At 60.2% G+C, this 22,980-nt stretch carries 26 protein-coding genes and 4 pseudogenes; 17 read left to right on the forward strand and 13 right to left on the reverse strand.

The window, feature by feature from the left end; translation table 11 throughout:
- Nucleotides 1–4 precede the first annotated feature (4 nt).
- From ACYG9V_RS17205 to ACYG9V_RS17225, 5 genes are all read left to right on the forward strand, one after another.
- Nucleotides 5–382, forward strand: a complete 378-nt coding sequence (locus ACYG9V_RS17205; RefSeq protein WP_023723445.1) for a response regulator — start codon at nucleotides 5–7, stop codon at nucleotides 380–382.
- 255 nt (nucleotides 383–637) lie between these two features.
- On the forward strand, nucleotides 638–1,030 hold the full coding sequence (locus ACYG9V_RS17210; RefSeq protein WP_023713663.1) for a response regulator transcription factor: 393 nt from the start codon (nucleotides 638–640) through the stop codon (nucleotides 1,028–1,030).
- Nucleotides 1,030–2,772 carry a YaiO family outer membrane beta-barrel protein gene (locus ACYG9V_RS17215; RefSeq protein WP_352765995.1) on the forward strand — a complete coding sequence of 581 codons (1,743 nt, stop codon included), beginning with the start codon at nucleotides 1,030–1,032 and terminating at the stop codon, nucleotides 2,770–2,772. Before ACYG9V_RS17210 ends, ACYG9V_RS17215 begins: the two co-directional genes overlap by 1 nt.
- Before the next feature lie 2 nt (nucleotides 2,773–2,774).
- Nucleotides 2,775–3,812, forward strand: coding sequence for a HEAT repeat domain-containing protein (locus ACYG9V_RS17220; protein WP_023825193.1), 1,038 nt, complete (start codon nucleotides 2,775–2,777; stop codon nucleotides 3,810–3,812).
- Nucleotides 3,812–5,236, forward strand: coding sequence for a glycosyltransferase family 2 protein (locus tag ACYG9V_RS17225; protein WP_023825194.1), 1,425 nt, complete (start codon nucleotides 3,812–3,814; stop codon nucleotides 5,234–5,236). The genes ACYG9V_RS17220 and ACYG9V_RS17225 overlap by 1 nt, the downstream gene beginning before the upstream one ends.
- Nucleotides 5,237–5,251: 15 nt before the next feature.
- Here ACYG9V_RS17225 and ACYG9V_RS17230 read toward each other — a convergent pair whose 3' ends face one another.
- Complete coding sequence (locus ACYG9V_RS17230) at nucleotides 5,252–5,536, reverse strand: Hpt domain-containing protein (RefSeq protein WP_023713659.1); 285 nt, start codon at nucleotides 5,534–5,536, stop codon at nucleotides 5,252–5,254.
- 322 nt (nucleotides 5,537–5,858) lie between these two features.
- On the opposite strand from ACYG9V_RS17230, the pseudogene ACYG9V_RS17235 reads away from it, so the two are divergent.
- Together ACYG9V_RS17235 and ACYG9V_RS17240 are read left to right on the forward strand one after the other, a co-directional pair.
- Nucleotides 5,859–7,045, forward strand: a pseudogene (locus ACYG9V_RS17235) (IS256 family transposase).
- Nucleotides 7,046–7,530: 485 nt separating this feature from the next.
- Nucleotides 7,531–8,724 (forward strand): annotated as a pseudogene (locus tag ACYG9V_RS17240) (IS256 family transposase); the annotation flags it as partial.
- A 203-nt stretch (nucleotides 8,725–8,927) separates the two neighbouring features.
- Here the strand turns inward: ACYG9V_RS17240 and ACYG9V_RS17245 are convergent.
- Nucleotides 8,928–9,986 carry an alpha-hydroxy acid oxidase gene (locus ACYG9V_RS17245; protein ID WP_031199964.1) on the reverse strand — a complete coding sequence of 353 codons (1,059 nt, stop codon included), beginning with the start codon at nucleotides 9,984–9,986 and terminating at the stop codon, nucleotides 8,928–8,930.
- A gap of 590 nt (nucleotides 9,987–10,576) precedes the next feature.
- A complete protein-coding gene (locus tag ACYG9V_RS17250) occupies nucleotides 10,577–10,807 on the reverse strand; it encodes a hypothetical protein (RefSeq protein ID WP_023713652.1) in 231 nt (76 codons plus the stop codon).
- Between the two features lie 80 nt (nucleotides 10,808–10,887).
- Between ACYG9V_RS17250 and ACYG9V_RS17255 the strand changes: the two genes are divergently transcribed.
- Entirely contained in the window at nucleotides 10,888–11,100 is a 213-nt protein-coding gene (locus ACYG9V_RS17255; protein WP_023713651.1) for a hypothetical protein, read from the forward strand.
- A gap of 11 nt (nucleotides 11,101–11,111) precedes the next feature.
- On the opposite strand, the gene ACYG9V_RS17260 is transcribed toward ACYG9V_RS17255, so the two are convergent.
- On the reverse strand, nucleotides 11,112–11,375 hold the full coding sequence (locus tag ACYG9V_RS17260; RefSeq protein ID WP_023713650.1) for a hypothetical protein: 264 nt from the start codon (nucleotides 11,373–11,375) through the stop codon (nucleotides 11,112–11,114).
- A gap of 73 nt (nucleotides 11,376–11,448) precedes the next feature.
- On the opposite strand from ACYG9V_RS17260, the pseudogene ACYG9V_RS17265 reads away from it, so the two are divergent.
- The 3 genes and pseudogenes from ACYG9V_RS17265 to ACYG9V_RS17275 form a co-directional block, all read left to right on the forward strand.
- Nucleotides 11,449–11,496 (forward strand): annotated as a pseudogene (locus tag ACYG9V_RS17265) (DUF768 domain-containing protein); the annotation flags it as partial.
- A 53-nt stretch (nucleotides 11,497–11,549) separates the two neighbouring features.
- Entirely contained in the window at nucleotides 11,550–11,669 is a 120-nt protein-coding gene (locus tag ACYG9V_RS17270; protein WP_460221984.1) for a DUF768 domain-containing protein, read from the forward strand.
- Nucleotides 11,670–11,885: 216 nt separating this feature from the next.
- Entirely contained in the window at nucleotides 11,886–12,539 is a 654-nt protein-coding gene (locus tag ACYG9V_RS17275) for an outer membrane protein (protein WP_352765757.1), read from the forward strand.
- A 215-nt stretch (nucleotides 12,540–12,754) separates the two neighbouring features.
- Here the strand turns inward: ACYG9V_RS17275 and ACYG9V_RS17280 are convergent, their stop codons facing one another.
- From ACYG9V_RS17280 to ACYG9V_RS17290, 3 genes are all read right to left on the reverse strand, one after another.
- A complete protein-coding gene (locus ACYG9V_RS17280; protein ID WP_352765759.1) occupies nucleotides 12,755–13,192 on the reverse strand; it encodes a Ros/MucR family transcriptional regulator in 438 nt (145 codons plus the stop codon).
- A 311-nt stretch (nucleotides 13,193–13,503) separates the two neighbouring features.
- Complete coding sequence (locus tag ACYG9V_RS17285; protein ID WP_084568369.1) at nucleotides 13,504–13,983, reverse strand: SOS response-associated peptidase family protein; 480 nt, start codon at nucleotides 13,981–13,983, stop codon at nucleotides 13,504–13,506.
- Nucleotides 13,984–14,154: 171 nt separating this feature from the next.
- A complete protein-coding gene (locus tag ACYG9V_RS17290) occupies nucleotides 14,155–14,496 on the reverse strand; it encodes a hypothetical protein (RefSeq protein WP_352765761.1) in 342 nt (113 codons plus the stop codon).
- A 187-nt stretch (nucleotides 14,497–14,683) separates the two neighbouring features.
- Here ACYG9V_RS17290 and ACYG9V_RS17295 point away from each other — a divergent pair, with 187 nt between their 5' ends.
- Entirely contained in the window at nucleotides 14,684–15,058 is a 375-nt protein-coding gene (locus ACYG9V_RS17295) for a hypothetical protein (RefSeq protein ID WP_352765762.1), read from the forward strand.
- 76 nt (nucleotides 15,059–15,134) lie between these two features.
- Here the strand turns inward: ACYG9V_RS17295 and ACYG9V_RS17300 are convergent, their stop codons facing one another.
- Nucleotides 15,135–15,434: a sunset domain-containing protein gene (locus tag ACYG9V_RS17300; protein ID WP_352765763.1), complete on the reverse strand. Its 300-nt coding sequence runs from the start codon at nucleotides 15,432–15,434 to the stop codon at nucleotides 15,135–15,137.
- Nucleotides 15,435–16,451: 1,017 nt separating this feature from the next.
- Here ACYG9V_RS17300 and ACYG9V_RS17305 point away from each other — a divergent pair.
- Nucleotides 16,452–16,595 (forward strand): hypothetical protein, encoded by a 144-nt coding sequence (locus ACYG9V_RS17305; RefSeq protein ID WP_352765764.1) that lies wholly within the window; start codon nucleotides 16,452–16,454, stop codon nucleotides 16,593–16,595.
- A 297-nt stretch (nucleotides 16,596–16,892) separates the two neighbouring features.
- Here ACYG9V_RS17305 and ACYG9V_RS17310 read toward each other — a convergent pair whose 3' ends face one another.
- From ACYG9V_RS17310 to ACYG9V_RS17320, 3 genes are all read right to left on the reverse strand, one after another.
- Nucleotides 16,893–17,177 carry a DUF982 domain-containing protein gene (locus ACYG9V_RS17310; protein ID WP_352765765.1) on the reverse strand — a complete coding sequence of 95 codons (285 nt, stop codon included), beginning with the start codon at nucleotides 17,175–17,177 and terminating at the stop codon, nucleotides 16,893–16,895.
- 374 nt (nucleotides 17,178–17,551) lie between these two features.
- The gene (locus tag ACYG9V_RS17315) at nucleotides 17,552–17,740 is read right to left on the reverse strand and encodes a DUF3606 domain-containing protein (protein WP_023823908.1); all 189 of its coding nucleotides are present in this window, start codon (nucleotides 17,738–17,740) and stop codon (nucleotides 17,552–17,554) included.
- A gap of 130 nt (nucleotides 17,741–17,870) precedes the next feature.
- Nucleotides 17,871–18,026: a hypothetical protein gene (locus tag ACYG9V_RS17320; protein ID WP_352765766.1), complete on the reverse strand. Its 156-nt coding sequence runs from the start codon at nucleotides 18,024–18,026 to the stop codon at nucleotides 17,871–17,873.
- A 608-nt stretch (nucleotides 18,027–18,634) separates the two neighbouring features.
- On the opposite strand from ACYG9V_RS17320, the gene ACYG9V_RS17325 reads away from it, so the two are divergent.
- From ACYG9V_RS17325 to ACYG9V_RS17335, 3 genes and pseudogenes are all read left to right on the forward strand, one after another.
- Nucleotides 18,635–18,895: a metal-sensing transcriptional repressor gene (locus ACYG9V_RS17325; RefSeq protein ID WP_023684828.1), complete on the forward strand. Its 261-nt coding sequence runs from the start codon at nucleotides 18,635–18,637 to the stop codon at nucleotides 18,893–18,895.
- Nucleotides 18,892–19,923 carry a cation diffusion facilitator family transporter gene (locus ACYG9V_RS17330; protein ID WP_460221985.1) on the forward strand — a complete coding sequence of 344 codons (1,032 nt, stop codon included), beginning with the start codon at nucleotides 18,892–18,894 and terminating at the stop codon, nucleotides 19,921–19,923. The genes ACYG9V_RS17325 and ACYG9V_RS17330 overlap by 4 nt, the downstream gene beginning before the upstream one ends.
- Before the next feature lie 39 nt (nucleotides 19,924–19,962).
- A pseudogene (locus tag ACYG9V_RS17335) lies at nucleotides 19,963–20,666 on the forward strand (HoxN/HupN/NixA family nickel/cobalt transporter).
- Between the two features lie 124 nt (nucleotides 20,667–20,790).
- On the opposite strand, the gene ACYG9V_RS17340 reads toward ACYG9V_RS17335, so the two are convergent.
- Nucleotides 20,791–21,096 carry a hypothetical protein gene (locus ACYG9V_RS17340; protein ID WP_352765767.1) on the reverse strand — a complete coding sequence of 102 codons (306 nt, stop codon included), beginning with the start codon at nucleotides 21,094–21,096 and terminating at the stop codon, nucleotides 20,791–20,793.
- Here ACYG9V_RS17340 and ACYG9V_RS17345 point away from each other — a divergent pair.
- On the forward strand, nucleotides 21,087–21,332 hold the full coding sequence (locus ACYG9V_RS17345) for a hypothetical protein (RefSeq protein ID WP_031199823.1): 246 nt from the start codon (nucleotides 21,087–21,089) through the stop codon (nucleotides 21,330–21,332). The genes ACYG9V_RS17340 and ACYG9V_RS17345 overlap by 10 nt on opposite strands.
- A gap of 1,248 nt (nucleotides 21,333–22,580) precedes the next feature.
- On the opposite strand, the gene ACYG9V_RS17350 is transcribed toward ACYG9V_RS17345, so the two are convergent.
- The gene (locus ACYG9V_RS17350; protein ID WP_352765768.1) at nucleotides 22,581–22,874 is read right to left on the reverse strand and encodes a helix-turn-helix domain-containing protein; all 294 of its coding nucleotides are present in this window, start codon (nucleotides 22,872–22,874) and stop codon (nucleotides 22,581–22,583) included.
- Between the last annotated feature and the right edge of the window lie 106 nt (nucleotides 22,875–22,980).

The raw sequence follows: 22,980 nt of genomic DNA on the forward strand, positions 1-22,980 counted from the left end.
GCTCATGCCCGCAAGGATTCTCTATGTGGATGACGAGGACGATATCCGCGAAATCGCCCAGATGTCGCTGGAACTCGAGCCGGAGTTCGAGGTGCTGTCCTGCCCGTCCGGCGCGCAGGCGCTCGCCGATGCCGCCGAATGGCGACCCCACCTTATTCTGCTCGACGTGATGATGCCGGACATGGACGGACCAGAGACGCTGCGGCGCCTGGCCGAGTCTGGGGCGACGGCTTCGATACCCGTGGTGTTCATCACCGCGCGCACCCAGACGCATGAGGTCGAACGCTACCTGGCGATGGGGGCGGTAGGGGTTATCGCCAAGCCGTTCGACCCGCTTGCGCTTGCCGGTGAAGTCAAAAGATTGCTTCGACCGCGCGCCTGAGCCGACCTTTGGCTTGGGCACCGAGCCCAGCGTGGCAGCAGACTGAGCGACGCCGTTCACGGCTCCTATACCATGTCTCCTTATTCATCTACTGATTGTGCCGAGGTGCAGGCGTAGCGAATCAGGTGGTCTATAATCGCCTGGCATCGGCAGACGTCGATGAGAGTTGAGAACTGTTTCTCTGCATGAGCCACGTTGGCGGATGTGGTTCATGGATTGATCACTCCGGGGGGCGACGGAACCGGAGCAAGGCGGTTGAACGGAGCGAAGGCAAGAGTTCTGATTTGCGATGACGATCCCCTCTTGATCGAACTGATGGAATTCAGGCTCAGGGCAAAGGGATACGAGGTCATCAAAGCAGTAGACGGGGCGGAAGCGCTCTTGAAGGCGGAGCATGAGGCGCCCGATATCATCGTGCTCGACGCTATGATGCCCAAGGCCGACGGCCTGGAGGTTCTTGCCCGCATAAAGAGCGACCCGGCTTTGTCGGAAATCCCGGTGGTCATGCTGACCGCCCGCAAGGGCGAAAAAGACATCGTCTCGGCCCTTGAGAAGGGGGCCGACGACTACCTAGTGAAACCCTTCATTCCCGAGGAACTCCTGGCCCGGCTTGCGCGTCTATTGGCGCGGAAGAGCGGGAAGCGCTGATGAGGCGCGGCCGGTGCGCCATGGTTGCAGCATGCGTCTTCCTGGCGGTTGCGGCAGCGCCCGCCGCGACGCTGGCCCAGACGGTCGAGGAACTGTACGCCTCCGGCGTCAAGGCCAGACAGGCCCAGCATTTCGACGAGGCGGCGCAGCTGCTTAGGCGTGCGCTGGCGCTCAAGCCGGACAATGCCGACGCCCTGGTGCAACTTGGCTTCACCGAACTTGGCCGCAACAATCTGCGGGCGGCGCGTGAAGCGTTTTCCAAGGCGCTTGCGATTGCGCCGGAATATCTGGATGCCAGCTTCGGCATGGCTCAGGTCGAGTTCCGGTCGGGCAATCTGGACGCTGCCCTGCCGCTGGCCGAAAAAGTCTCGCGTGCCCAGCCCGACAATGCCGATGCGAGTACGCTTGTCGCCAGCATCCACAAGGCCCAGCAAGCCGGTAGCAGCAAAGCGAAGCCTGCGACCGTGAGGAAGAGGCTGCGTCCGCCGCGGCCGGATCCCGTCGCCGGACTGATGGAGAAGGGCCAGAGATTGCGGGCGGCGGGACAATTGCCCGAGGCGCAGAACGCCTACCGCCGAGCGCTGCGGCTGGCGCCGAAAAACACCGACATCCTGGTCGCCATGGGTCTCGTGGCTGGATCCCAACAGAAATTCGACGAAGCCGGGAATTTCTTCGACCGGGCGCTGGCCATCAGGCCCGGACTTCTCGATGCCCGCCTCGGCAAGGTGCGCGTGGCAATCTGGCAGGGCGACGTGCCGCGCGCCCGCACTATGATTGATGATGTGCTTGGCAATGTGCCTGGCAACGCCGAGGCGATCGCTCTCGACGCACGTGTTTCCCGACTCGAGCAGGACTACACGCGGGCTGAGCAGTCGTTTCAGCGGGTGCTGGCGATCGATCCGCGCAATGCCGAGGCGCTGGTGGGAATTGGCGACCTGCGCCGGGAGCGCGGCGACGACAACGCTGCGCGCGACGCCTACCGGCAGGCGCTTGCTCTCGAGCCTGGCTCACACGATATCGAGCAGAGGCTGGCCGCGCCACCGCCGCGCAAATGGCGGTTCGATCTGGGCAGCGAAGTGAGTGTGCTCACCGACGGCCTTGGCGAATGGACCGACAGTTTGGCCGGGGTTGCCTATCGGCTCACCCCGCGGATGACCATTTCCGGCCGCACCCGAGTGGCGACCCGTTATGGCCGCACCGACCTTCAGATCGAAGGCCGCATCGACCAGGCCTTTTCGCCGTCGGTTTCAGCGTATGCGCTGGTGGCCGTGACGCCGGATGCCGATTTCCTGGCGCGCTCCTCGATAGGTGCCGGCGCTTCATGGCAGATCCTGGCGGCCGCAAAGAGGTTCGGTCCGTTCTCGCTCAACATCGATACCCGTTATGACAATTTTGCCAACACCGAGATCACCACCATCTCGCCTTGGGTGCAGGCCTATGTCCTGGATGGCCGGCTCGGGCTTGCGGCGCGATGGGTGCACGCGGCCGACGATATCGGCACGCGCGCCGACGGTTATGTCCTGCGAGTCGATCTTGCAGTCACCCCTAGCGTCAATGTTTTTGGTGGTTTTGGGGATGCCCCCGAGATCTCCGACGGCACGCTGGTGCCTACGCGTACCGTCTTTGGGGGCATCTCCTGGGACGTTTCCGACCCGCTGACGCTGCGCAGTAGCTTCGCCCATGAGCAGCGCCCGACATTCGATCTAACCACATTCGGGCTCGGCCTGACTGCGCGGTTCTGATCATGTTGTACGTCTGGTACCTGTCCATCCTGCTCAGTGCCCTTTCCCTGGTGATCATGCTTCTGCTGATCGGGCGCCGGGTGCTGCACGAGCGCCGGGGGACGGCGGGCGCCGATCAGCGGCGCCTTCTTCTAACGGCGCTGATCGCCTTCACCGAAAATCGCGATCGCGAGGCATTGAAGACGGCGCTGCTTGCGGTGCCGGCAAGGGTGGCGATCGATGCCGGCTTCGAGTTTATCTCGCTGCTGCGCGGCGAGGAGCACGACGAGCTGCTTTCAGCCTTCAACGAATGTGGCCTGCCGACCCTTGTCGGCACCCAGCTTGAAAAGGGCAACGGCGCCGAACGCATCCACGCGGCCGAGATGCTGGGGGCGCTGCGTTCGGACGACGCGGTGGCAAACCTGCTTTCGGCGCTCGATCGCGACCGGTCGCGCGAGGTCAGGATCGCCGTCGCCATTGCGCTGTGCGATATCGGCGCCCTGCCGCCGCTGGTCATAACGCTACGCAAGATCGGCGTGGCGGGGCAGCGCTCGCGGCGCGTCATCGAGCTTTTCAGGCGCTTTCCGTCAAAGCGGTTCGACGAGCTTGAGGATTACGGCAGCCGTGAGGACGCAGTGCCTTTTATCAGGGCGGCGGCAATCGATGCGCTTGCTCGCAACGGAGGCCTCCGGTTTGGTGAGTTCTTTGCTCGCGCGGCTTGCGATCCGTCACCGGAGGTCGCCGCAGCCGCATTGCGGGCACTCGGCCTGACGGGACATGCCAATGCGCCGGCCATCCTGGCCAAGGCGATGGAAAGTGGCGGCTGGGATGTGCGTGCCGACGCTGCCGATGCAGCGGGCCGCCTCGGCCTGTTTGAACTCGCCGCGCCGCTCGCTCAGCTGATGGACGACGAGGCATGGACCGTGCGCTATGCGGCCGCTAACGCATTGCGCTCGCTCGGCCAGCAGGGAGAACAGGTGCTGCGCGAGATCGCCGCCAGCGAGGTCTCGCGCCGCCAGCGCACGGCCTCACTGATCCTTGCCGAGGGGCCGGCCGCGTGATGTTCGACTGGAGCCAAGAGATCGTCCTGGGTGCCTCCATCCTGTCCTGGTTCATCATTGGGGCAGGGCTGGCGCAGACGGCGGTATACCTCCTGCAACTCATCATTGCCGCCTACGCGCTGTCCAAGCGCCCGCCGGTCGCGCGATCGGCCCTGCTGTGGCACCGTTACGGCGACGTCGCGCCGCCGATCGCGCTGCTGGTGCCTGCCTACAATGAGGAAGTTAACGTAGTCGAGAGCGTGCACTCGATGCTGGCGCTCGAATATCCGAATTTCGAGGTGATCGTCATCAATGACGGCTCGAAGGATCAGACTCTGCAGCGCCTTATCGAAGGCTTCAAGCTGGTGAAATTCCACCGGCCTTATGAGGACGCACTGGCGCACAAGCCAATTCGTGGGCTCTATTCCTCGTTGATTACCGAACGGCTGTTCGTGGTCGACAAGGAAAATGGCGGCAAGGCCGATGCCCAGAATGCCGGTATCAATGTCTGCCGCGCGCCGCTGTTTTGCGTGATCGATGGCGATTCCATCCTCGAGCCCGATGCGTTGATGCGTGCCGCGCAGCCCTTCATCGACGATCCAGAGCGCACCATCGCCGTGGGCGGCACGATTCGGATTGCCAACGGCTCCAGGATCGAAGGTGGGAGGGTGCGCGAGGTCCGGCTGCCGCGCCGGCTATTGCCGCTGCTGCAGGTGGTCGAATATTTGCGGGCCTTTCTCATGGCGCGGCTTGCGTGGAGCCGCATCAACTCGCTGATGCTGGTGTCCGGCGCCTTTGGTCTGTTTCGCCGCACGGAAGTTGTGGCGGTTGGCGGCTTCACCAGTGGGTCGATGGGTGAAGATTTGGACCTCGTGATCAAGCTGCATCGCCACATGATGGACACCAAGCGAAGATACAGCATCCAGTTCATTCCTGAGCCGGTGTGCTGGACCGAAGCGCCGGAGTCACTTCGCGTTCTGGCAAGGCAGCGTACGCGCTGGCAGCGCGGTGCGCTCGAATGCTTCTTCCGTTACCGCTCCATGCTCTTCAACCCCCGCTATGGGCGCGTTGGCTTCCTTGGGTTTGGCCACATATTGATTGTCGATGTGCTGGGGCCGATATCGGAGGTGCTGGGCTATGTGCTGATCCCGACCTTCTGGCTGCTCGGCATCCTTTCGACCGAATATCTCTTGGCATTCACGTCGCTGGTTTTCACCTACGGGGTTTGCGTGAGCGTGTGTTCGCTGGTCCTCGAAGAGGCCGAGCTTCAACGTTTTCCGCGCGCGCGGGATCTCGCCTTGCTCACGGCCGTGGCTGTGATCGAGAATTTCGGTTACCGCCAGCTCAACAATCTCTGGCGCGTGAAGGGATGGTGGCAATATCTGCGCGCCGACCAAAGCTGGGGCGAGATGACCAGGACCGGCCTGACTGGCCCCAAGAAGTGAGTCCAGCCAGTTGAATCACCGCAGCGTCCGCTCGATTTCAGTTATAAGCGCATCGAGCGCGGCATGCACGGCTCCGTCATCCGCCCGCTCGATCAGCGATGTTTCCAGTGCCGATGCCTGCACGCTGACCTCCGCAAACCCGAAGGTTCCCGCGGCTCCAGCGAGCGAGTGCGCCGTCCCAATCAGCGAGTCGTTGGAGCCCTTCAAAAGGGCTGTGTGACGCGCCGCCTTCAACTCCGCTAGTTGAGCGGCGCACCGGGCCAGGAAACGTTGCCGTAGGGGGGCGAAGGGATCTTCCAAAATGGGAGGCGCTCCACGGCCAGGTTTCAGAGGTATTCAAGCAGAAAATTCGGTGGAGTGAAACGAGCTGCTTGGCACGTCAGAGCGGACTAGAGTGGGCCGTGCCCCAACAAACGGCAGCTTCGCGCCTCATCTCGGACACTCAAGCAGGATTGAGCACTTCCTGAAAGCTGACGTATCTCGTTGGCTGGTTCTCGGTCCCTAACGGCTAGCGGCCCTAGAACTGGGTAGTGTGCTGAGAGTTCTGCAAATTCGCTGAGAGAGGGCGGTCATGGCAGGCTGGTGATGTTCAACGTCACCGATTCCTGGAAGGAACGCCACCATGACCAAGACAGAAGGTAAATCGACCAGCGCTGCCGTCAAAGACATTCTGCTTTCGAACCCGGAGGGGCTGCACGAAGTGATCCGTGCGGTAATGCAGGAGGTTCTCGAGGCCGAGATGGAGGAGGCGCTGGGTGCTTCGAAGGGCGAACGCACGCCTGAGCGCCGCTCGGGTTACTACGGCCGCACCCTGGTCACCCGGGTGGGCAAGCTTGAGCTGCGGGTTCCACAGGACCGGGCGGGTCACTTCTCCACCGAGCTGTTCGAGCGCTACCAGCGTTCGGAGCGGGCCTTGGTTGCGTCGCTTGCGGACATGTATGTGCAGGGCGTGTCGACCCGCAAGGTCAAGGCGATCACGGAAGAGCTGTGCGGTCATGCATTCTCGGCTTCGTCGATCTCGGCCATCAACAAGCGCTTGGACGAGAGCCTGAAGGCGTTTGCCGAACGACCGCTTCAGGAGCCATTCCCCTACCTCATTCTCGATGCCGCTACGAGAAAGTGCGCGAAGCCGGCATCGTGATGAGCCAGGCGGTGCTGATCGCGGTCGGCATCGACTGGGACGGGCGCCGGCAGATCCTGGCCGTGGAGATGGCCAATCGCGAGAGCCGCTCGGCCTGGAAGGACTTCCTCGTCGGCTTGAAACGACGCGGTCTCAAGGGCGTCGAACTGGCCGTGTCCGACGACCATGCCGGCCTGGTCGCGGCGATCGGCGAGGTGATCCCGGAAGCAGCATGGCAGCGCTGCTACGTCCACTTCCTCAGGAACGCGCTCGATCACCTGCCCAGGAAGCACGGGGACGATTGTCTGCAGGAACTGCGCTGGCTCTACGACCGGCGCGATCTCGCCGAGGCCAAGGCCGATCTCGCCGCGTGGCTGTCCAAATGGTCCGCCCGCTACCCGCGGCTGACCACCTGGGCGGAAGAAGCCATAGAACAGACGCTGACTTTCTTCCGGCTGCCGCGTCAGCATCACAAGCACCTCAAGTCCACCAACATGCTTGAACGGCTCAACGAGGAAATCCGCCGGCGCACCTATGTCGTGCGCATCTTCCCGAACGCCGAAAGCTGCCTGCGCCTGGTCAGGGCGCTGGCCGTCGAAACCAACGAAAACTGGATGGAGGCCAACCGCTATATCAACATGGATGATCTGCGCGAGCACGAGAAGCTCGCTCTACGCCAAGCCGCATGACCAGTTTCATGATCGCCCATTTTGCAGAACTTGCGCACACAACCTAGAACTGACGAGTCGGATGACGTGAGGGACGCTGCTACCGGGCCTGAGGGTCCACATTCCTTTGGTCAAGGCGTGCTGGGCGACAGCACCCAGGGAAACTGCTATGCGGTTGTGTGCCGAGCATTCGTAGGGGCGAAGCTAGGGAACAAAATGCGCGAACGGCAGACTCCGCTCTATACGCCTTTTGGGCCTGCCATGACGGCGTTGGAAGTGGCACGTGGCATCGACCTTACCGGGCACGTTGCAATGGTGACCGGGGTTCTTCCGGGCTTGGCTTGGAGACTGTTAGAGTGCTTTCTGCATGCGGGGCTAGCATCTGCGTGCCCGCGCTTGACCCAATTGGGTAGTGTGCTGAGAGTTCTGCAAATTCGCTGAGAGGGGGCGGTCATGGCAGGCTGGTGATTGTTCACGTCACCTGATTCCCGCGAAGGAACGCCACCATGACCAAGACTGAAGTTAAGACCGCCAGCGCTGCCGTCAAAGACATTTTGCTTTCGAACCCGGATGGATTGCACGAAGTGCTCCGTGCGGTGATGCAGGAGGTGCTTGAGGCCGAGATGGACGAGGCGCTGGGTGCCTCGAAGAGCGAGCGCACGCCCGAACGGCTTGGCTATCGCTCGTCTATTACGGCCGTACCCTTGTGACGCGGGTCGGCAAGCTCGAGCTGCGGGTTCCGCAGGACCGTGCCGGGCGCTTCTCCACCGAGCTGTTCGAGCGCTACCAGCGTTCCGAGCGGGCCTTGGTGGCGACACTGGCGGAGATGTATGTGCAGGGCGTGTCGACCCGCAAGGTGAAGGCGATCACGGAAGAACTGTGCGGCCATGCCTTCTCGGCCTCGTCGATCTCGGCCATCAACAAGCGGCTGGACGAGAGCCTCGCTGCCTTTGCCAGGCGCCCCCTTCAAGAGCCGTTTCCTTACCTCATCCTCGATGCGCGCGCTACGAGAAGGTGCGTGAAGCCGGTGTTGTCATGAGCCAGGCGGTGCTGATCGCGGTCGGTATCGACTGGGACGGAAGGCGCCAGATCCTGGCCGTGGAGATGGCCAATCGCGAGAGCCGCTCGGCCTGGAGGGACTTCCTCGTCGGCCTCAAGGCGCGCGGCCTCAAGGGCGTCGAGTTGGTTGTGTCCGACGATCACGCCGGCCTGGTGGCAGCGATCGGCGAGGTGATCCCCGAAGCCGCCTGGCAACGCTGCTACGTGCACTTCCTCAGGAACGCGCTCGATCATCTGCCGAGGAAGCACGGCGACGACTGCCTGCAGGAATTGCGCTGGCTCTACGACCGGCGCGATCTCGCAGAGGCCAGGGCTGATCTTGCCGCATGGCTTGCCAAATGTCGGCACGCTATCCGCGCCTGACAGGCTGGGCCGAGGATGCCATCGAACAAACCCTGACCTTCTTCAGGCTGCCGAGACAGCACCACAAGCATCTCAAATCCACCAACATGCTGGAGCGGCTCAACGAGGAAATCCGCCGGCGCACCTATGTCGTGCGCATCTTCCCCAACACCGAAAGCTGCCTGCGCCTGGTCAGGGCCTTGGCCGTCGAGACCAATGAAAACTGGATGGAGGCCAACCGATACATCAACATGGACGACCTGCGCGAGCACAAGAAGCTCGCTCTGCGCCAAGCCGCATGGCCAGCATCATGGCCGCCCCATTTTGCAGAACTTGACGCACACAACCCCCAATTGCCGCCCAAGCCGCTTTGAGCGGAATTGAAGGGGTAGAGGTCTGGCCCGTTAACTTGATCGATCAGGTTTCAGTCCAAACCTTTGCCACCACCTTTCGCGATCGCCGAAGACGACTTGATATCCTGGTCCTAAATGCGGGCCGGGCTTCACCAGATTACCGACCGGTCGATTTCGCCGATGCGCGCCCGGCCGGTTAGCGCCATTGCCATCTCGAAGTCACGGCGAAGCAGGTTGACGCAGTGGGCTACCCCCTCGGCCCCAGCCGTTGCTAGGGCGTAGACATAAGGGCGGCCAATCATCACAGCGCTTGCCCCTAGCGCAATCGCCTTCAAAACGTCGGTGCCACGCCTAACGCCGCCATCGAGGACGACGGGGATCCGGCCGGCCACCCGTTCCGCGATGGCGGGCAGGGCGTCGATGGCTGCCGGCAGTGTGTCGAGGTTACGCGAACCGTGGTTCGAGACGACGATAGCATCTGCACCAGTTCCGATGGCTTGCTCGGCATCGTCAGGATCGAGGATACCCTTCAGGATAAGCGGCAGGGTTGTCAGCGAACGCAGCCAGGCAATATCCGCCCAGGTCGGCATGGCCCGCTTTTGCGCAGTGCCAACTTTAAGCACGCCGGTGTTCCGGTCCTTGAAGTACGGCGTTGCAATGCTATCGGGCATTTTGAAGCCTGCCCGGAATTGCCTGCGGCGATCGCCTGGCGTTGGCAAGTCGACCGTCACGCTGATCGCCTTTGCGCCCAGTGCCGCCATGCGAGATACGAGTTCGCCATTGAAACTGCGATCGCTTTGCCAATAGAGCAGGAACCATACTGGAGACTGGCTCTCCGCTAAGCAATCCTCGATTGCCGCCGTCGCCGTAGTTCCCACAATGAACACCGCTCCCGCCACTCCGGCGCCGCGCGCCGCGGCCACCTCACCTTCCGGATGCGCCAGCCGCTGATACGCTATTGGGGCCAGGATGATTGGATGGGGCAGCCTTTGCCCGAAGAGTGTGATCGCGGTATCAAGTCTTGTGACATCGCGCAGCACACGCTGCCTCAACTTGATGCGGTCGAATGCGGCTTCATTGTCACGCTTGGTGATTTCGTCGCCAGCACCCCCGGCAATGAACTCGTAGACCGCATGCGGCAACACCTCTCGCGCAGCTGGTTCAAAATCCGCCAAGCCGAGAAACCGGGATTCGATGTCAAGTGGCACTGACCAGTCCGATCGGTATCTCAAAAAAGTCGGCGATTTCACAAGCAACATTGCTGCAAATTGCTGCAATCCGCAAGGCGGCGGCACGACGCGCAGGGTCAGCGAGTTCCCGTCAACGGAGTTTCCGGGACATGATGCACATTTGTTGGCCGCTGGTTCCTCTCCATAAGATGTCGCGGCCAATCAAGACTTAGCGGGCGCTTCCGAGCAGCGGCGTCGCGGACCGTCATAGGAGGGCAGACGGCGCCCCGATGGCTGCCAAACAGGCTCCTGAGCCAACACTTTAAGACGCGCCACAGCTGAAGCGATGCTAGCCGAACGTTCAAGCCGCCGGGTTACACCCCCGGCGGCTTTTGGTGGCTCGACGGAACCACTCAGGGAAATGCGTTACGCAGCGATGAGCCAAGCTCCGTTCACCGGCTTTTTGTACATTAGCGGAACCTGAAATTTGGGAGCATGTTGATAGAACGGCAGCGAGTGGGTGTTCGCTGCCGGTCGAGGTCCCGCAAGACTCGGCCGGGCTCGCACCACCTCGCCGGTCGGTGCGAGCCCACCGTCGCGCGACCAAGCGAGCTTCCCATTCTCCGCCCCTATTTAATACTAGGGGACGGTGGTTTCACCATCACGCGCAATTGCATCTGGTCGATCGTTGCGACGATCGCAGCCGCCAGCGCTTCCGCCTCATCCATGAGCCCCGCCCCATAGAGACCGTTCACCGCTTCCTCGCTAGGCAGCACGCCGGGCGGGCAGTGGTCCTCGATTGTGCGCCGGATGAGCGTCAACGCTGCCCGACATTCGGCGGCTTCGATCTTCATAACCATTGAAACATTCACCTTAGCTAAAATGTTCCGGAACCGATTTCAGGCTGGCGGCTTGAGACGGTGAGGGAAGAACACTAGTCATGCCCATCAGACGAAAAGCCGTGGATGCCGGGATTTTTAAGCCTGCCGAATTGGCCTTGCTAGGGCGCGTTTTCGAGCAGCTTAAACTCGTCGACGACCAATCACCCGATGCGCAGGGCCGGTTGGCCTCTCGGATCATTGCCAACTACATGGCCGGGATAAAAGATGAGGCCGAACTTCTCTCGCTTTCGAAGCAGCCGTTAGGGCGGTAAGGTCGGGAAAGCTAGAGCTTCACCAGCCGCACAACATCAAACGCGACCGTCACCACCGGGCCACTCAGGCTGACCGTTACGGCGTCCTTCTCGACCCGTGTGGCGCTGCCGATCAGTTCGATGGTCTGACCTTTGACCACCTTCGTGGTGCTATCCCGAACGGAATGCGGAAATCCGTAGGTCGGTATCGACACGCTGATCCTGTCGTCAGTGACGCGTCGAATAATGGTGGCGTCGATCGCCACCTCATCGCCGATGTCGAGATCCCTAGCCATGCACTGGAGTCTGGTGCGTCCGTCTCACGGGTCAAGTAGCGGAACCTAATATGCGCTTTGAACTTATCGGCTGATGAGCACACGCGGTATCAATTTCCTCGATCGCTGGATCGGTAACAATCTCCCCGAAACGGCGAAGGCCGACACGGTTTCGATCAGTGAGTACACACACAATTGTATGCCGACGCTAAGGCGCTGGGGATCAGGCGCGAAGAGATCGACGAAGAAGTTGACGGCCTATATCGAACGCTTGTCGATGCTGTGGCGCACTTTGATCCTGGCTTGACCGAATGAGTGTTCGCGGCAGGAAGTTTCGCGACAAATGGGTAGCCGAAAGTTGCCCATTATGGCGCGAGGCGATCCGATCGCCGCCAGCGGATTGGCAGAGGAGGCTCATGCCACCTGTGGGCAGCTGCTCATGCCCGCAGCCGATGTGACTGCCAACTGTGGCAGAAAACAACTACCCCTAGCGGCGCGCTCTGCTACCAAAGGGCAGGTCAGGAGATGCCTATGAAGACGCTGCTTCTTGGTTTGTCGTTGTCTCTGATAGGGTCTTCGGCGTTTGCTGCCGATGCCATCCTCGAAGAAGTCACCCCAGTTTTTAGCTGGACAGGTGGGTATATCGGTCTTCAGGCAGGCTACGCCCGGAGCGACGGGAATATACGCCAACGCAGCGGCCGGGGCTTCGTTGAGACAGATCCTGACGGGTTCCTTGGCGGTGTCTACGCCGGTTACAGCTATCAGATGCTGAGCAATATCGTCATTGGTGTGGAACTGGACGTCGTGTATGCGAATGTTGATGGCAGCGGCCAAATATTCGCGGCTCCAGGTCTCCCGGTTCCGGGCGGCATTGCGATCGAGGAACTGAATTGGAGTGGGGCGGCAAGACTTCGCCTAGGGTATGCCGTCGATCGCTTTCTGCCCTATATCGCGGGCGGCGTTGCATATGGCGGCATCGACACAAGCAGTAATACCGTCTCAGGTTCTTTCGGAGATACATTCACAGGATGGACGATAGGCGCCGGGTTGGACTACGCCATGACCGACAATCTTCTCCTGCGGGCCGAGTACCGCTATACTGACTTCGGCACTGAAGCGTTGCCAAATGGGAAGGTTGATTTGAAGACCAACGAAGTTCGCTTCGGCATAGCCTACAAATTCTAGTCCTCGCAATTCCCAATAGAAAAGCCTGCCGCTTGCCGCGACGGGCGTTTCTTTGTGCACCGTTAATTCGGGGGACCGTGGCATCTGCATGAAGATGGCCGGCGCCGCAATGGGAGCATTGCCTGATCAGCGCCGGCCGGGCGGTAAAATCAAATCAGGTCCGCCGCAACTCAATCGATAGCTGATTCTTGACGTTGCGTCAGGTGGGGTTCGGACTACTCCTTCTTCGCCCGTTTCGCCGGCGCCTTAACCTCAGCCTTCCGACCTAGACCAGACGCCTTCGCAAGGGCCGATCGCTTAGCGGCGTAGTTCGGCGCGACCATTGGGTAATCGTGAGACAAGCCCCACTTCTCACGGTATTCGTCGGGTGTCAGGCCAAGTAGGCCAAGGTGACGTTTCATAGACTGGAATTTCCGACCGTCTTCCAGACTGATGATGTAATCCGGGAACACAGACTTTTTTGGATTTGCCGCAGGCACAAGCTCTTTCGCAGCCGGTGCGATCTGGCTGCTCAAACCTGACAATGAAGCGTGCACAGATGAAATCAGGTCGGGCAAGTTGGCAACCGGTAGTGGGTTATTGGCTACGTATGCGGAAACGACGTCCGCTGTAAGTTCCGCCAGTTCGACAGCATGGTTGTCTTCGTCAGTCATGTGGTGGTCCCTTGTCTTTGAGACCTCTCTAATGATCCAACTCTACGTGCGCAAGCTCACATGTGCCTGCGGTGAAGTTGCCACATTCCACGCTTGGTCACCGTATGAAATAGCGATATTGATGCGCTTATAGGTATCGCTCGCCCTCGTCGCGGTGCTTCAGGCAGAACCAGTGCGATAGCTGCCTCGGTCGGGCGAAGCCGAAGCCTCTATCCTCACCGCAGCCGGGGTGCCCGCACGCATGATTGTCGACCCGCCGTCGATCGCGCGGGGCCGCTGTCATGCCTCGGCAAGCCGTGTTGGTTCGTCGCTCATAGGGGGTTGATCGGCCCGACCAGGCCGGGATGGTCGTTGGGCAATTTGTTGACGGCGCTGGTGTTCACCTCACGCCCAACGCGGTTGAACTGCAGCTGACCGTCGATGTCGTGGCTGAGAATGTCCTTGAGGCTGTCCTTGGGCGACGCCGGATCCAGCCAGGCGTCATAGTATGCCGGGTCGAGAATGAGAGGCTGCCGATCATGCAACTGCTTCATCGGGTCTGCGGCAGGCTCTGTGATGATGGTGCAGCTGGTTATGTCGAGATTGGAATTGTAGGCCCAAAGGCCGGCGAAAGAGAATGGCGCGTGGCCCGGCTGGTAAATGTGCCAAGGGTCTTTGTTGCCGCCTGCTGGTTCCGCGGGCCCGACTTGACGCTCACATACCGAGCGTTTGAGTGCTTCCGACAGGTCGAGCGGCCTCAGCGAACAACTCAGCCGCTGCCTGGACCTTATCAGCAGCCTCTTCGACCCGATCGAAGCGCGTCAACACACGACATTGGAGCATCGACAACCGCGCAGCGTGGTAGAGCTCACTCCGCTTGTGACCGTCCGAGTCCAAGGGTTGAAACAGCATCGTCATGGCGAAAGCCTCCCTCCGATGCCCGGCTCCCGTCGAAGTCGAGAGGCCGGGCCGTTAGACCGCGATCAATAGTCGGAGTCATAGTCGCTGTTGTCGTCCTGCTGGATGACAACGTGACGGCGGTGATGCATCGGACGGTTGATCGATCCGGTGACCGCAACGTCGCTGGACCGATGATGATGCCGGCCCCAAGCGCGCTCGCCATTGTCGTAAAACGCCTGCTCGCCATGATGGCGGCGATGGAGACGGTGTCCGTTCCGATAGATGACCACACGGTCGTTATTGTTGTCGTCCCAAGAATGGCGGTGGTGGTGTCGGTGGGTCTGGATGACGATGCCTTCTTCTGCGGACGCGACCGCAGGGGCAGCCAAGCAAAGCGCCAATGCGCCCAGGATGATGGTCTTCATTTCGAGTTCTCCAAAAACCTAAAACGCCCTTCGGTAGGGAAACTTTGCTCAACGACTTTGGTTCCGACACCCATCGGGGCGTGCCCATGAGCGGCACGTCAGGCGATCGTCTTGAAAGACCTCGCAACCTCGTCAGACGCGCCGCGCTGGCGCCCGCACCTGTATGGACTCGGCAGGAGGCAAGCAAATGAACGCACCATCGAGCAAAGCCATTCACGCATTCGACGGCGCCATGACCTCGATCAATGCACCAGACGCCACTCGTTATGTCCCGCAGGAAGAAATGCGCAGGATGGAAGCTCGCGCCTTGATCGGCCGACATCAGCGCGGCGAGCGCCTCACACCAGACCAGACAACGAAGGTGAATCGTGCGAGTGCCGGCCGGCAGACGACCTGCGAAGCCTTGATCATGGTCGTGTCCGACGCCACCAAGACGCTAATGGTCCGGGTGATGCTTCGGGTGGAGAACGAGATCTGCCGCAAGCTTTCGAACAACGAGATAGACCTGATCATCTTCGAAGTCGATCGCTGGGTCAAAGCCCGCGAGCCAGTGCTGCACTGATGCCGGGGGGAGAGATCTCAAAAGCTGCATAGAAGGATATGCGGTCTTGCCGCTACGCTCTGCCATGAGGCTCGTATCACCTTCTCGCTTTTCGCCAGCCGGCCGCGACGGCCTCTGCTTCGCTGCAGAACCAGCGCTCGCCGTACTGAGGACTGATCTTCGTCTCCCAGTAATGCTCCTGCCCTGCGACGTGATAAATCCGCTCGCCGGTATTGATGGAAATGTTCCCCTTGACATCGCAGCTCGCCGCGCCGGCCGTGCGGGTTCCACTCAGCCAGCCAGTTGGGATGAGCCCGACGACCTTGTCGAGAGCTTGTCGGTTAACGGTGAAAAAAGCGGTCAAGGGAACCATCACCAGCGCCGGCAGTATTGCCATCGCCACAACCGCCGCCGCTTGGCGTTCTTGCGCCAGCGGTCGGCCTGGTTAGCCCCTCCATGACGCTGGACTTTGCCCACGCCCTCTCTCCCCCCGTGCAAAGAACGCGTCCATTCCACGCTTGAGTCCATACATCAGGAGCCGCTAAACTTCGGGTGTTGTTCACGATCCGGGCTAGGCCATGAAAATACTTCGACCGAGATCCAAGCCTAAGAAGGCTTACCCGAACAGCGATAGGTTCGGTGACGACGGGCGGCGAATTTACAGCGCATACGCGGGTGCGGACGGGAAGAAGCCTGCCAATCGGCGCAAACAGCACCGCCGCCATGCTCATAGCCGGGGCATCAGTCGCTGCGGTTCTTAGCGCATTGTTTTACCTGATCGGGGCCGGCTAACCCGAGATCGCCATTCCGAAGCCAACACCCAGGCCTATGGCAGGCCAAGGAACAGCTTGTCGGCAAGATCAAGGGCCGAAGGCGCGGACAGGGCGCCAAGCATCCTGGCGGGGCTCTCTGAGGGCGTTGGCGATGTCATCGAAGATGGTTTCCATCGGTCGAGTCTAGATCGGAACGCCTCTGTGTATCCCCGGTTTGTTCGTCAAAGTCTAAGGATCGGGGAAGCGCCATGGAAAGCACGTGCAGTAACGGTTGATTCAACCATTGCTGGTAAATTGCGGAATGTGGGTGGCGGCTCCGACAGTTCGGGGTGGAACTCGATGCCAGAGCCGCCTGCGCAGCCAAGGTTGGGGTTGACCGCGCCGTCCTATTCTGGGACAGCGCTGTCAACGATTCGTTAAAACGCTCCGGAACTAATTAAGCACGCGCTAATTGACTCGCGGTCTCGGGAGTCAGTGCATGCGTGAAGTTCATTCCTCCGATGATGGAGCCGATTTTGGCGGGACAAGCCTCCCGAGGGCATTGGACAGCGTCACTTACCGGCCGCCGTTTTCGTCTTCCCTCTTCCTAGAGGTCCGCCATTCGTTAGGCGAGTGGGTTGTTCGCATCATAGGGAGGAACGGTGAAACGTATTCCCGAGCATTCGAAAATGAGGCAGATGCCGTCGCTTTCGCGGGCGATCAGTCTTCTCGTCTACGATTGGAAGCTCCCCCAAGGCGAGCAACTTGACCGCCCTTCGCTGAACATCGAAAGCGCGGATCTGTGAATCCCCCTTGGAATATCGTCGCCTCGAAACACTTCGGGCGGTCGCACTGTTCCCATATCAGCGTCTCCCAAAACTGCCCACTACCTCAACGGCTGGTGGGCTTTTTTGTACGTTAGCGGAACCTGAAATTTGGGGGCTTGTTGATAGAACGGCAGCGAGTGGGTGTTCGCTGCTGGTCGGGGTCCCGCAAGACTCGGCCGGGCTCGCATCACCTGCCCCGGTCGGTGCGAGCCCACCGTCGCGCGACCAAGCGAGACTCCCCTGTGTCGGTCCCTATTTGATACTAGGGGACGGCGGTTAATCATCACGATGGTTTATGGCACGTTGTGTCGAATGCCGAGCGCCGGGCTCGGGCTGCAGCAGGTGCTGGTCGATAGCGGCGGCCTTGAACGCCGCAAATGCTACGGCCGGACTGCAGCTTCCATCCTTGGCCTCCGCGATCAATCGGCACGCATCCCTATAGGCCGCCGCACCCTTATTTGGCCACTGCCCCTGGAGCGCTTCCTCGGCCTCACAGATAGAGGAAACCGTCATTGATTTACGGTCTACCAGCTTAACGAACAGCGGTAAAAAGGTGCCCATGGCACAACCTCCCGACCTTTTAGTGCGCCGAACGCAACAAGAGCTTTTTGGTTTCCATGCCTATTTGATTTTGGACCCATTTCAGCACGAGCCAATTGAATCGGCGGTTGGACCCATAGCAATGGCCGGTGCAGCCCCGCCACGTTTCGCCAAAACATGGATTAAAACTCAATTCAGCAGTCGAGCTTTTTGCGTCCTACGCGTCCAGTTCGAGCGGCTCGTGCTGCGGATCGGCATGATAGGTGACTTGGCGAAAATCGCGCATGTCGATCTGTTGGCCGCAAACAGGGCAAGGGATGAAATGATCGAGCTCGCTCGCAGGCGGGCCCTCATGTCGGTGACCGATTATGGTCTGCCGAGATCCGAAAGCCTGGTCATTGTTTCCGCAGCGCCTTGGCTTCCCGCTCCAACGTCTCGCGTTGATTGCCGTGCTTCGCAATCAACTCTTTGACCTGCTGGGGTGTGATGCCGGTCTTTGTTGCGAAATATTCAACTTCATAATCCTCGTCGGCTGAGACACGGTCCCGATCGCGGAAATCCCGCTTGCTCTTGTCATCGGCCATATCGTTTCCTCCTTCGCTCATCCCGCAACGTCGAGTTGACGTGTTTTGTTGCACCAAAAGCCGATTTCCGGTTTCGGAACCATTTCAGCACAAGCTAATTGAATCGCCGGGTGCGGGTGAGTTCATGCGTCTAAAGTTCGTCGAGCCTTTGCTGCCGACCTTGGTCGAGAAGCCTCCCGAAGGCGACGAATGGTCGCAGCAGCATGGCGACCACCGGCACGATAAAGAACAGCCCGACCAGGAGCAGGGCGCGCCGGCAGCTTGTTGCAGAGCTTGCGCGCTCCACGCCATCCTTTCATGGCGCGGCGAAGTTTCTGTGTCGCGCTCGCAGGGCAACAACTCGCCGCTCCCTGGATCCTTGGGGAGCGACGAGCGCGGGTTGCTACCGAACCTTCCGCCGTCGTTGAACTATGCTGGATGAGTCCAGCTACTCCAGATCGATTGCCCGCCGGCTCATGCTGGCGGGCTTTTTGCGTCAGCCGGGAACATTCCCGGTCCAAGGCAGTTCGGTCACACCCGGCTCGTTCTTCAGCGGTCCGGCCGGTGACCAAGATGCGTCCCTCACTCGTCATGGTCGGCCCGCGCAGCCTCGGAAGCAGGCGCGGGCCATCCCATCACAAAGCCCGCTGATCCGACCGACGGGCTTCTTCAGTTTCACCACGCAAAGAAAGGCCCGGTCGCGTGAACTGACCCCATAAAGTTGGACGGTTCATTGAGTTGGCAGATTTAATAGCTGGTTCCTGTATTGCACAGGGGCCAGCCCTTTCAAGCCCAGATTCCAATTTCCGGAACCATTCAGCGCCATGGATACACGCTCTGCGGGGTGGCTGATCAAGAGCCTATCTGCGCTCACATCATACTTGACGCATCCTCCCTGGGGGGATACCGGTGGGCATGTCCGAAGGCATCCATAGTTCTCATCCGGCTATCGTGAAGCGCTTAAAGCGCGCACAGGGGCATCTTGCATCCGTGCTTGGCATGTTCGAGGCGCAGCGATCCTGCCTGGACCTGGCGCAGCAACTCCATGCAGTGGAGAGCGCCATCAGCAGCGCAAAGCGAGAACTGATCCACGATCATATCGAACATTGTCTGATCGACACGGAAGCGGGAGGCAACTCGCTGGCAGAGCTCAAGCAACTGGCGAAATACCTATGACCAGTATCGGCGCACGCGTCTTGGATTGGTTCGGCTTCGGGTCACATGATCATGACGCGCATGCTCATGACGATGGCTCGCACGGCCATACGCACGGGGTCATCGACGCAACGATTGCAACCACTGACCGCGGCATCTGGGCCATCAAATGGTCGTTCGTCATCTTGGCCATGACGGCGGCATTGCAGATGGCCGTGGTGTTGGTGTCACGCAGCGTGGCGCTGTTGGCCGATACGATCCACAACATAGGCGACGCCACAACCGCCATTCCGCTCTGGATCGCATTCATGCTGGCACGACGCAAGCCGTCACGGACCTTCAGCTACGGCCTTGGCAGGGTAGAGGATCTGGCCGGTATCATTATCGTGCTGATCATTCTGTTCAGCGCCATCGTCGCCGGGTACCAGGCTATCGAGCGCCTGGTCAGTCCGCAGGCAGTGACTCATCTCGGTTGGCTGACCGCGGCGGGCATTGTCGGCTTCCTCGGGAATGAGGCCGTCGCGGTGTTTCGCATCCGTATCGGCAGGGAAATCAACAGTGCGGCGCTCGTCGCCGACGGCTATCATGCCCGCACCGACGGGCTTACCAGCCTTGCAGTGGTCATCGGCGCCATGGGCGTCTGGCTCGGATTTCCACTGGCCGACCCGATCATCGGGCTTCTCATCACGGTCGCTATATTCGGTATCGTCTGGCAATCGGCGCGCTCAGTGCTCACCCGCATGCTCGACGGCGTCGAGCCGGGCGTGATGGCCGAAATTCAGCATGCCGCTGCGCATGTGCAGGGTGCTCGCGTTGTCGACGCCAGGGCCCGCTGGATTGGCCACAAGTTGCATGCCGACATCGCTATTGCAGCCGACGGAACCTTGCCTCTCTCAGAGGCAAACAAGATCACGGCGGCGCTGGAGAACGAACTGTTCGAACACATGCCGGCGCTCGCAGCTGCCAACATCCGGTTTTCGACCGACCAAGGTGAGCACGAGCATCCGCACTCTCATGATCAGGGCGAACATCACGGCCACCAGCACTGACAACTGCCGGAAACCACTCGCTTTTGCCGGTCTCGGCTGATGTTCCAGGCGCTTGTCGAATTTCAGCGCTCCATATACCTGGCGCTCGCAGATCAGATAAAGCTGCTGTCAGTTGGCGGTGATTGGCTTGCGTTCCTTGCCTTTCTGCCGATGGGCCTCCTGTTCGGTGCGGCACATGCTCTGACGCCCGGCCACAGTAAGGCTGTCTTGGCGACTTACCTTGCAGGTTCGGATGCGAAGGTTTCGCGCGGCCTCCTGGTGTCGATTACGCTGTCCTTCACTCACGTGGCGACAGCGGTGCTGATCGCCGTATTCTCCCTGCCGCTCGTCTCGATTGCATTGGGCAGCGTTGGACGCGCACCACTGCTTGAGGGTGTGAGTCGCGGTCTGCTCGGGCTGATCGGCGTCTGGATGCTTTGGCGTTCGGTGAGCCACGGCCACCATCACAAGCATGAGGGCGAGGCCGTTGGAGTCATGGCCGGTTTGATTCCGTGCCCGCTGACCCTTTTTGTCATGACCTTCGCGATTTCCAGAGGGGTGCCGGGAGCTATCGCAATCACCATGATGGTGGGCGTGGCCCTAACGCTGTCCAGCGTGGCGGTACTGTCGATCTTGTTTCGGGAGCGCCTGGTGCATTTTTTCGACAGCAGGCCACGGCTGTTCGATACCATATGCGAGCAATCGAAGGCGCAGCGGGCCTTGCCCTCGCCAGCGTAGCGGTCTGGCAACTTACAGCCGGATAGAGCCACAGCTGTCCACAGACCCTCTCCTTTCTTAGGAAAAGGCGATGAGAAGCTGCGGCACGCAAGGCTGCTGGATTTCTGGGAGGATGATGGAAATGGCCGTGCCTAAGAAATAGCGCGCGACCTACGCCTGGATGTACGGCGCCCAAGCGCGCAAGGATGGCAGGAGCGTGAGGCGCCAGCTTACTGGCTGGAACATGCCGATGCGTGGCTGCAGGGCTTTGACGGTGTGGCGATGGCTGGTTTTGGTAAGACCAAGACCGTCAAAGACGAGATGGAAGCCGAGGTCGACGAAGCCGCCGTCGAGCGGCCCGCCGAATAGCCATTTTGCCGTATGCCGTATGGTCGTTTTTGATTGAAGAAGGGTTTCGTTGGGCCTATAGAGATTGCGTTTACCATTGCCTTTTTGGGGAGGATGCGATGGTTGCAACGCCCATAGATATCGCTCAAGCGGCCACTGCGACTACGGCTACCTTGCTGAAGTGGCAGAAGTCCATGGAGGAACGCGCCACGTTTCGCCAGAACATGGATCAATCGCGCAGGGCGATCCAAGCCTCACGCGATCTGCTGAAGCGCCTTCGTCAACGTCATCGCGACGACATGGCGGAAAGTTCGGAAAATGCCAACCCGTCTACTGTGCCGATATCGCAACGCGCCGGCAGCTAGCGGGAGGCGACCAGAGCCGATGTGATGGGTAAAGTTTCACTGGCCGTTCCTTGGGTGGGCAGGCAAGTTAAACTTTGTCAACGAGCGGCCTTTTTCGCGCTCGCGGAAGCGCCACGTGGCTTTCGACCAGGCGCACGTGCTCGGCGTCGACAGTCACCAATGGCCGGAGGCTGACGGTTACCTTGTCCCCGTCGATGCGTGTGACAGGGCCGATCAATTCCATATGCTGGCCAATTACAGCCTTCGAAGTCGAATCGACAACAGAATGCGGGAAGTCGTAGGAGGGGATCGTCACGCTTATGCGATCGGGCGTCACGCGGCCGCGCACAATCGCCGTGACTGCGACCTCGTCGCCAACTTTGATAGTTCCCCGAGCCATGCCCAAGACTTTGGAGCAGCCGGCGCCAGCGTCAAGATGAGGGGGAGCTAATAAAACCCCTCCGCGCCGCGATGCAACATCCAGCGCTAATGCGGATTCCACCTTGAAAGATCGATTCCCCAGGTCTTATAATCCGTAATTAGCCTATTGGAGGTGGAGGGAACTGCGATGGGCGGCACAGTTCAGAACACAAACTCAGACAGTGTGGAGTGGCCGAAGCCTGCTGAGAATGGCTGGTCCGCGTTATAGAGAAGGGCGAGAAAGACAGCTGATCGAGCTCGAATGTTATGCCATGGCCTCTGCGGAAGGCCAACGGATCCGTCTAATCTCGAGAAGTTCGGTCGCGAGGCTTTGCCGGTCCTGTCCCATTCGCGCGAAAGAATCGGACCTAAGTCCAAATGCTGAAGGGGGCAGGCAAGCTGTTCCTTGCCCTTCGATCCGGATCGTCTCCGTGGCCTCACCATACTCGGCCGTAGCTCAAAGGCTCGTATCACCGGCCAGAAGCGCGCAGTTCATCCAGTAAATGGCCGAAGCCGGAAACATTTCTCCTTCTACTTTGTTGCAGTGGCCGTGCCGCTGAGGAGAACATGCACAGTGCCTCTATCAAATGAACTGCGCGACGTACCTTTAGAATTCCAATGCCCCTCCTGTTCACGCCCTATGGTGAGAAGGGGATCCTGGCTGAAAACGATTGCCGGTTTCAAATGCGATAGTTGCAGGTCCAGAGTGCGGCTCGGCTACGAAGAGAAGCTGGCCATATTCGAGCGGCACCTCAGAAAGGTGAGCGCCAGCACAAAGTCAGTGAACAACCGCCCTTGTTAGAGGCCGCTTTAGAGATCGGGTGCAGAGGGTACACGGGCTTTTCCCCTTTATCCTTTTTTCTCCCGGCCGCGCCACCGTCTATTATCGGCGGCTAGGCCGCTATCACCTTCTGAGCGGGTTAACGATGGAGTGCCTTGGACGGTGAAAACGATTCCGGCATCCTCAAACGCTTTGCGGATGGCGGCCATGTTGTGGGGACGCGGTTTCCTGTATCCGTTCTCAAGATCGCTGATCACCATCTCGCTAAGATTGGCCTTGGCGGCAAGTCGCACACGCGGCCAGTTCAGTAGGGCTCGTGCCGCTCTGACTTGATCTGCTGAGAGGAGAGTTCGGCTTTCCATAGCCAGTCGAACATTTAGTATCGCTAAACTGTTCCTCTTGACCTTCTGCGATTTCTAACGGTGTGAGGCCGGCCTGTCGCAAGCCGTCATCGATTGTAGCTGCAAC

The organism is Mesorhizobium sp. W016 (assembly GCF_054719485.1).

Bases quoted from the DNA above. Each gene is read 5' to 3' on its own strand.
- ACYG9V_RS17205 (WP_023723445.1), top strand. From the start codon at position 5: ATGCCCGCAAGGATTCTCTATGTGGATGACGAGGACGATATCCGCGAA.
- ACYG9V_RS17215 (WP_352765995.1), top strand. From the start codon at position 1,030: ATGAGGCGCGGCCGGTGCGCCATGGTTGCAGCATGCGTCTTCCTGGCG.
- ACYG9V_RS17220 (WP_023825193.1), top strand. From the start codon at position 2,775: ATGTTGTACGTCTGGTACCTGTCCATCCTGCTCAGTGCCCTTTCCCTG.
- ACYG9V_RS17225 (WP_023825194.1), top strand. From the start codon at position 3,812: ATGTTCGACTGGAGCCAAGAGATCGTCCTGGGTGCCTCCATCCTGTCC.
- ACYG9V_RS17250 (WP_023713652.1), bottom strand. From the start codon at position 10,807: ATGGTTATGAAGATCGAAGCCGCCGAATGTCGGGCAGCGTTGACGCTC.
- ACYG9V_RS17255 (WP_023713651.1), top strand. From the start codon at position 10,888: ATGCCCATCAGACGAAAAGCCGTGGATGCCGGGATTTTTAAGCCTGCC.
- ACYG9V_RS17260 (WP_023713650.1), bottom strand. From the start codon at position 11,375: ATGGCTAGGGATCTCGACATCGGCGATGAGGTGGCGATCGACGCCACC.
- ACYG9V_RS17275 (WP_352765757.1), top strand. From the start codon at position 11,886: ATGAAGACGCTGCTTCTTGGTTTGTCGTTGTCTCTGATAGGGTCTTCG.
- ACYG9V_RS17280 (WP_352765759.1), bottom strand. From the start codon at position 13,192: ATGACTGACGAAGACAACCATGCTGTCGAACTGGCGGAACTTACAGCG.
- ACYG9V_RS17290 (WP_352765761.1), bottom strand. From the start codon at position 14,496: ATGAAGACCATCATCCTGGGCGCATTGGCGCTTTGCTTGGCTGCCCCT.
- ACYG9V_RS17295 (WP_352765762.1), top strand. From the start codon at position 14,684: ATGAACGCACCATCGAGCAAAGCCATTCACGCATTCGACGGCGCCATG.
- ACYG9V_RS17300 (WP_352765763.1), bottom strand. From the start codon at position 15,434: ATGGCAATACTGCCGGCGCTGGTGATGGTTCCCTTGACCGCTTTTTTC.
- ACYG9V_RS17310 (WP_352765765.1), bottom strand. From the start codon at position 17,177: ATGGGCACCTTTTTACCGCTGTTCGTTAAGCTGGTAGACCGTAAATCA.
- ACYG9V_RS17315 (WP_023823908.1), bottom strand. From the start codon at position 17,740: ATGGCCGATGACAAGAGCAAGCGGGATTTCCGCGATCGGGACCGTGTC.
- ACYG9V_RS17325 (WP_023684828.1), top strand. From the start codon at position 18,635: ATGTCCGAAGGCATCCATAGTTCTCATCCGGCTATCGTGAAGCGCTTA.
- ACYG9V_RS17330 (WP_460221985.1), top strand. From the start codon at position 18,892: ATGACCAGTATCGGCGCACGCGTCTTGGATTGGTTCGGCTTCGGGTCA.
- ACYG9V_RS17345 (WP_031199823.1), top strand. From the start codon at position 21,087: ATGGTTGCAACGCCCATAGATATCGCTCAAGCGGCCACTGCGACTACG.
- ACYG9V_RS17350 (WP_352765768.1), bottom strand. From the start codon at position 22,874: ATGGAAAGCCGAACTCTCCTCTCAGCAGATCAAGTCAGAGCGGCACGA.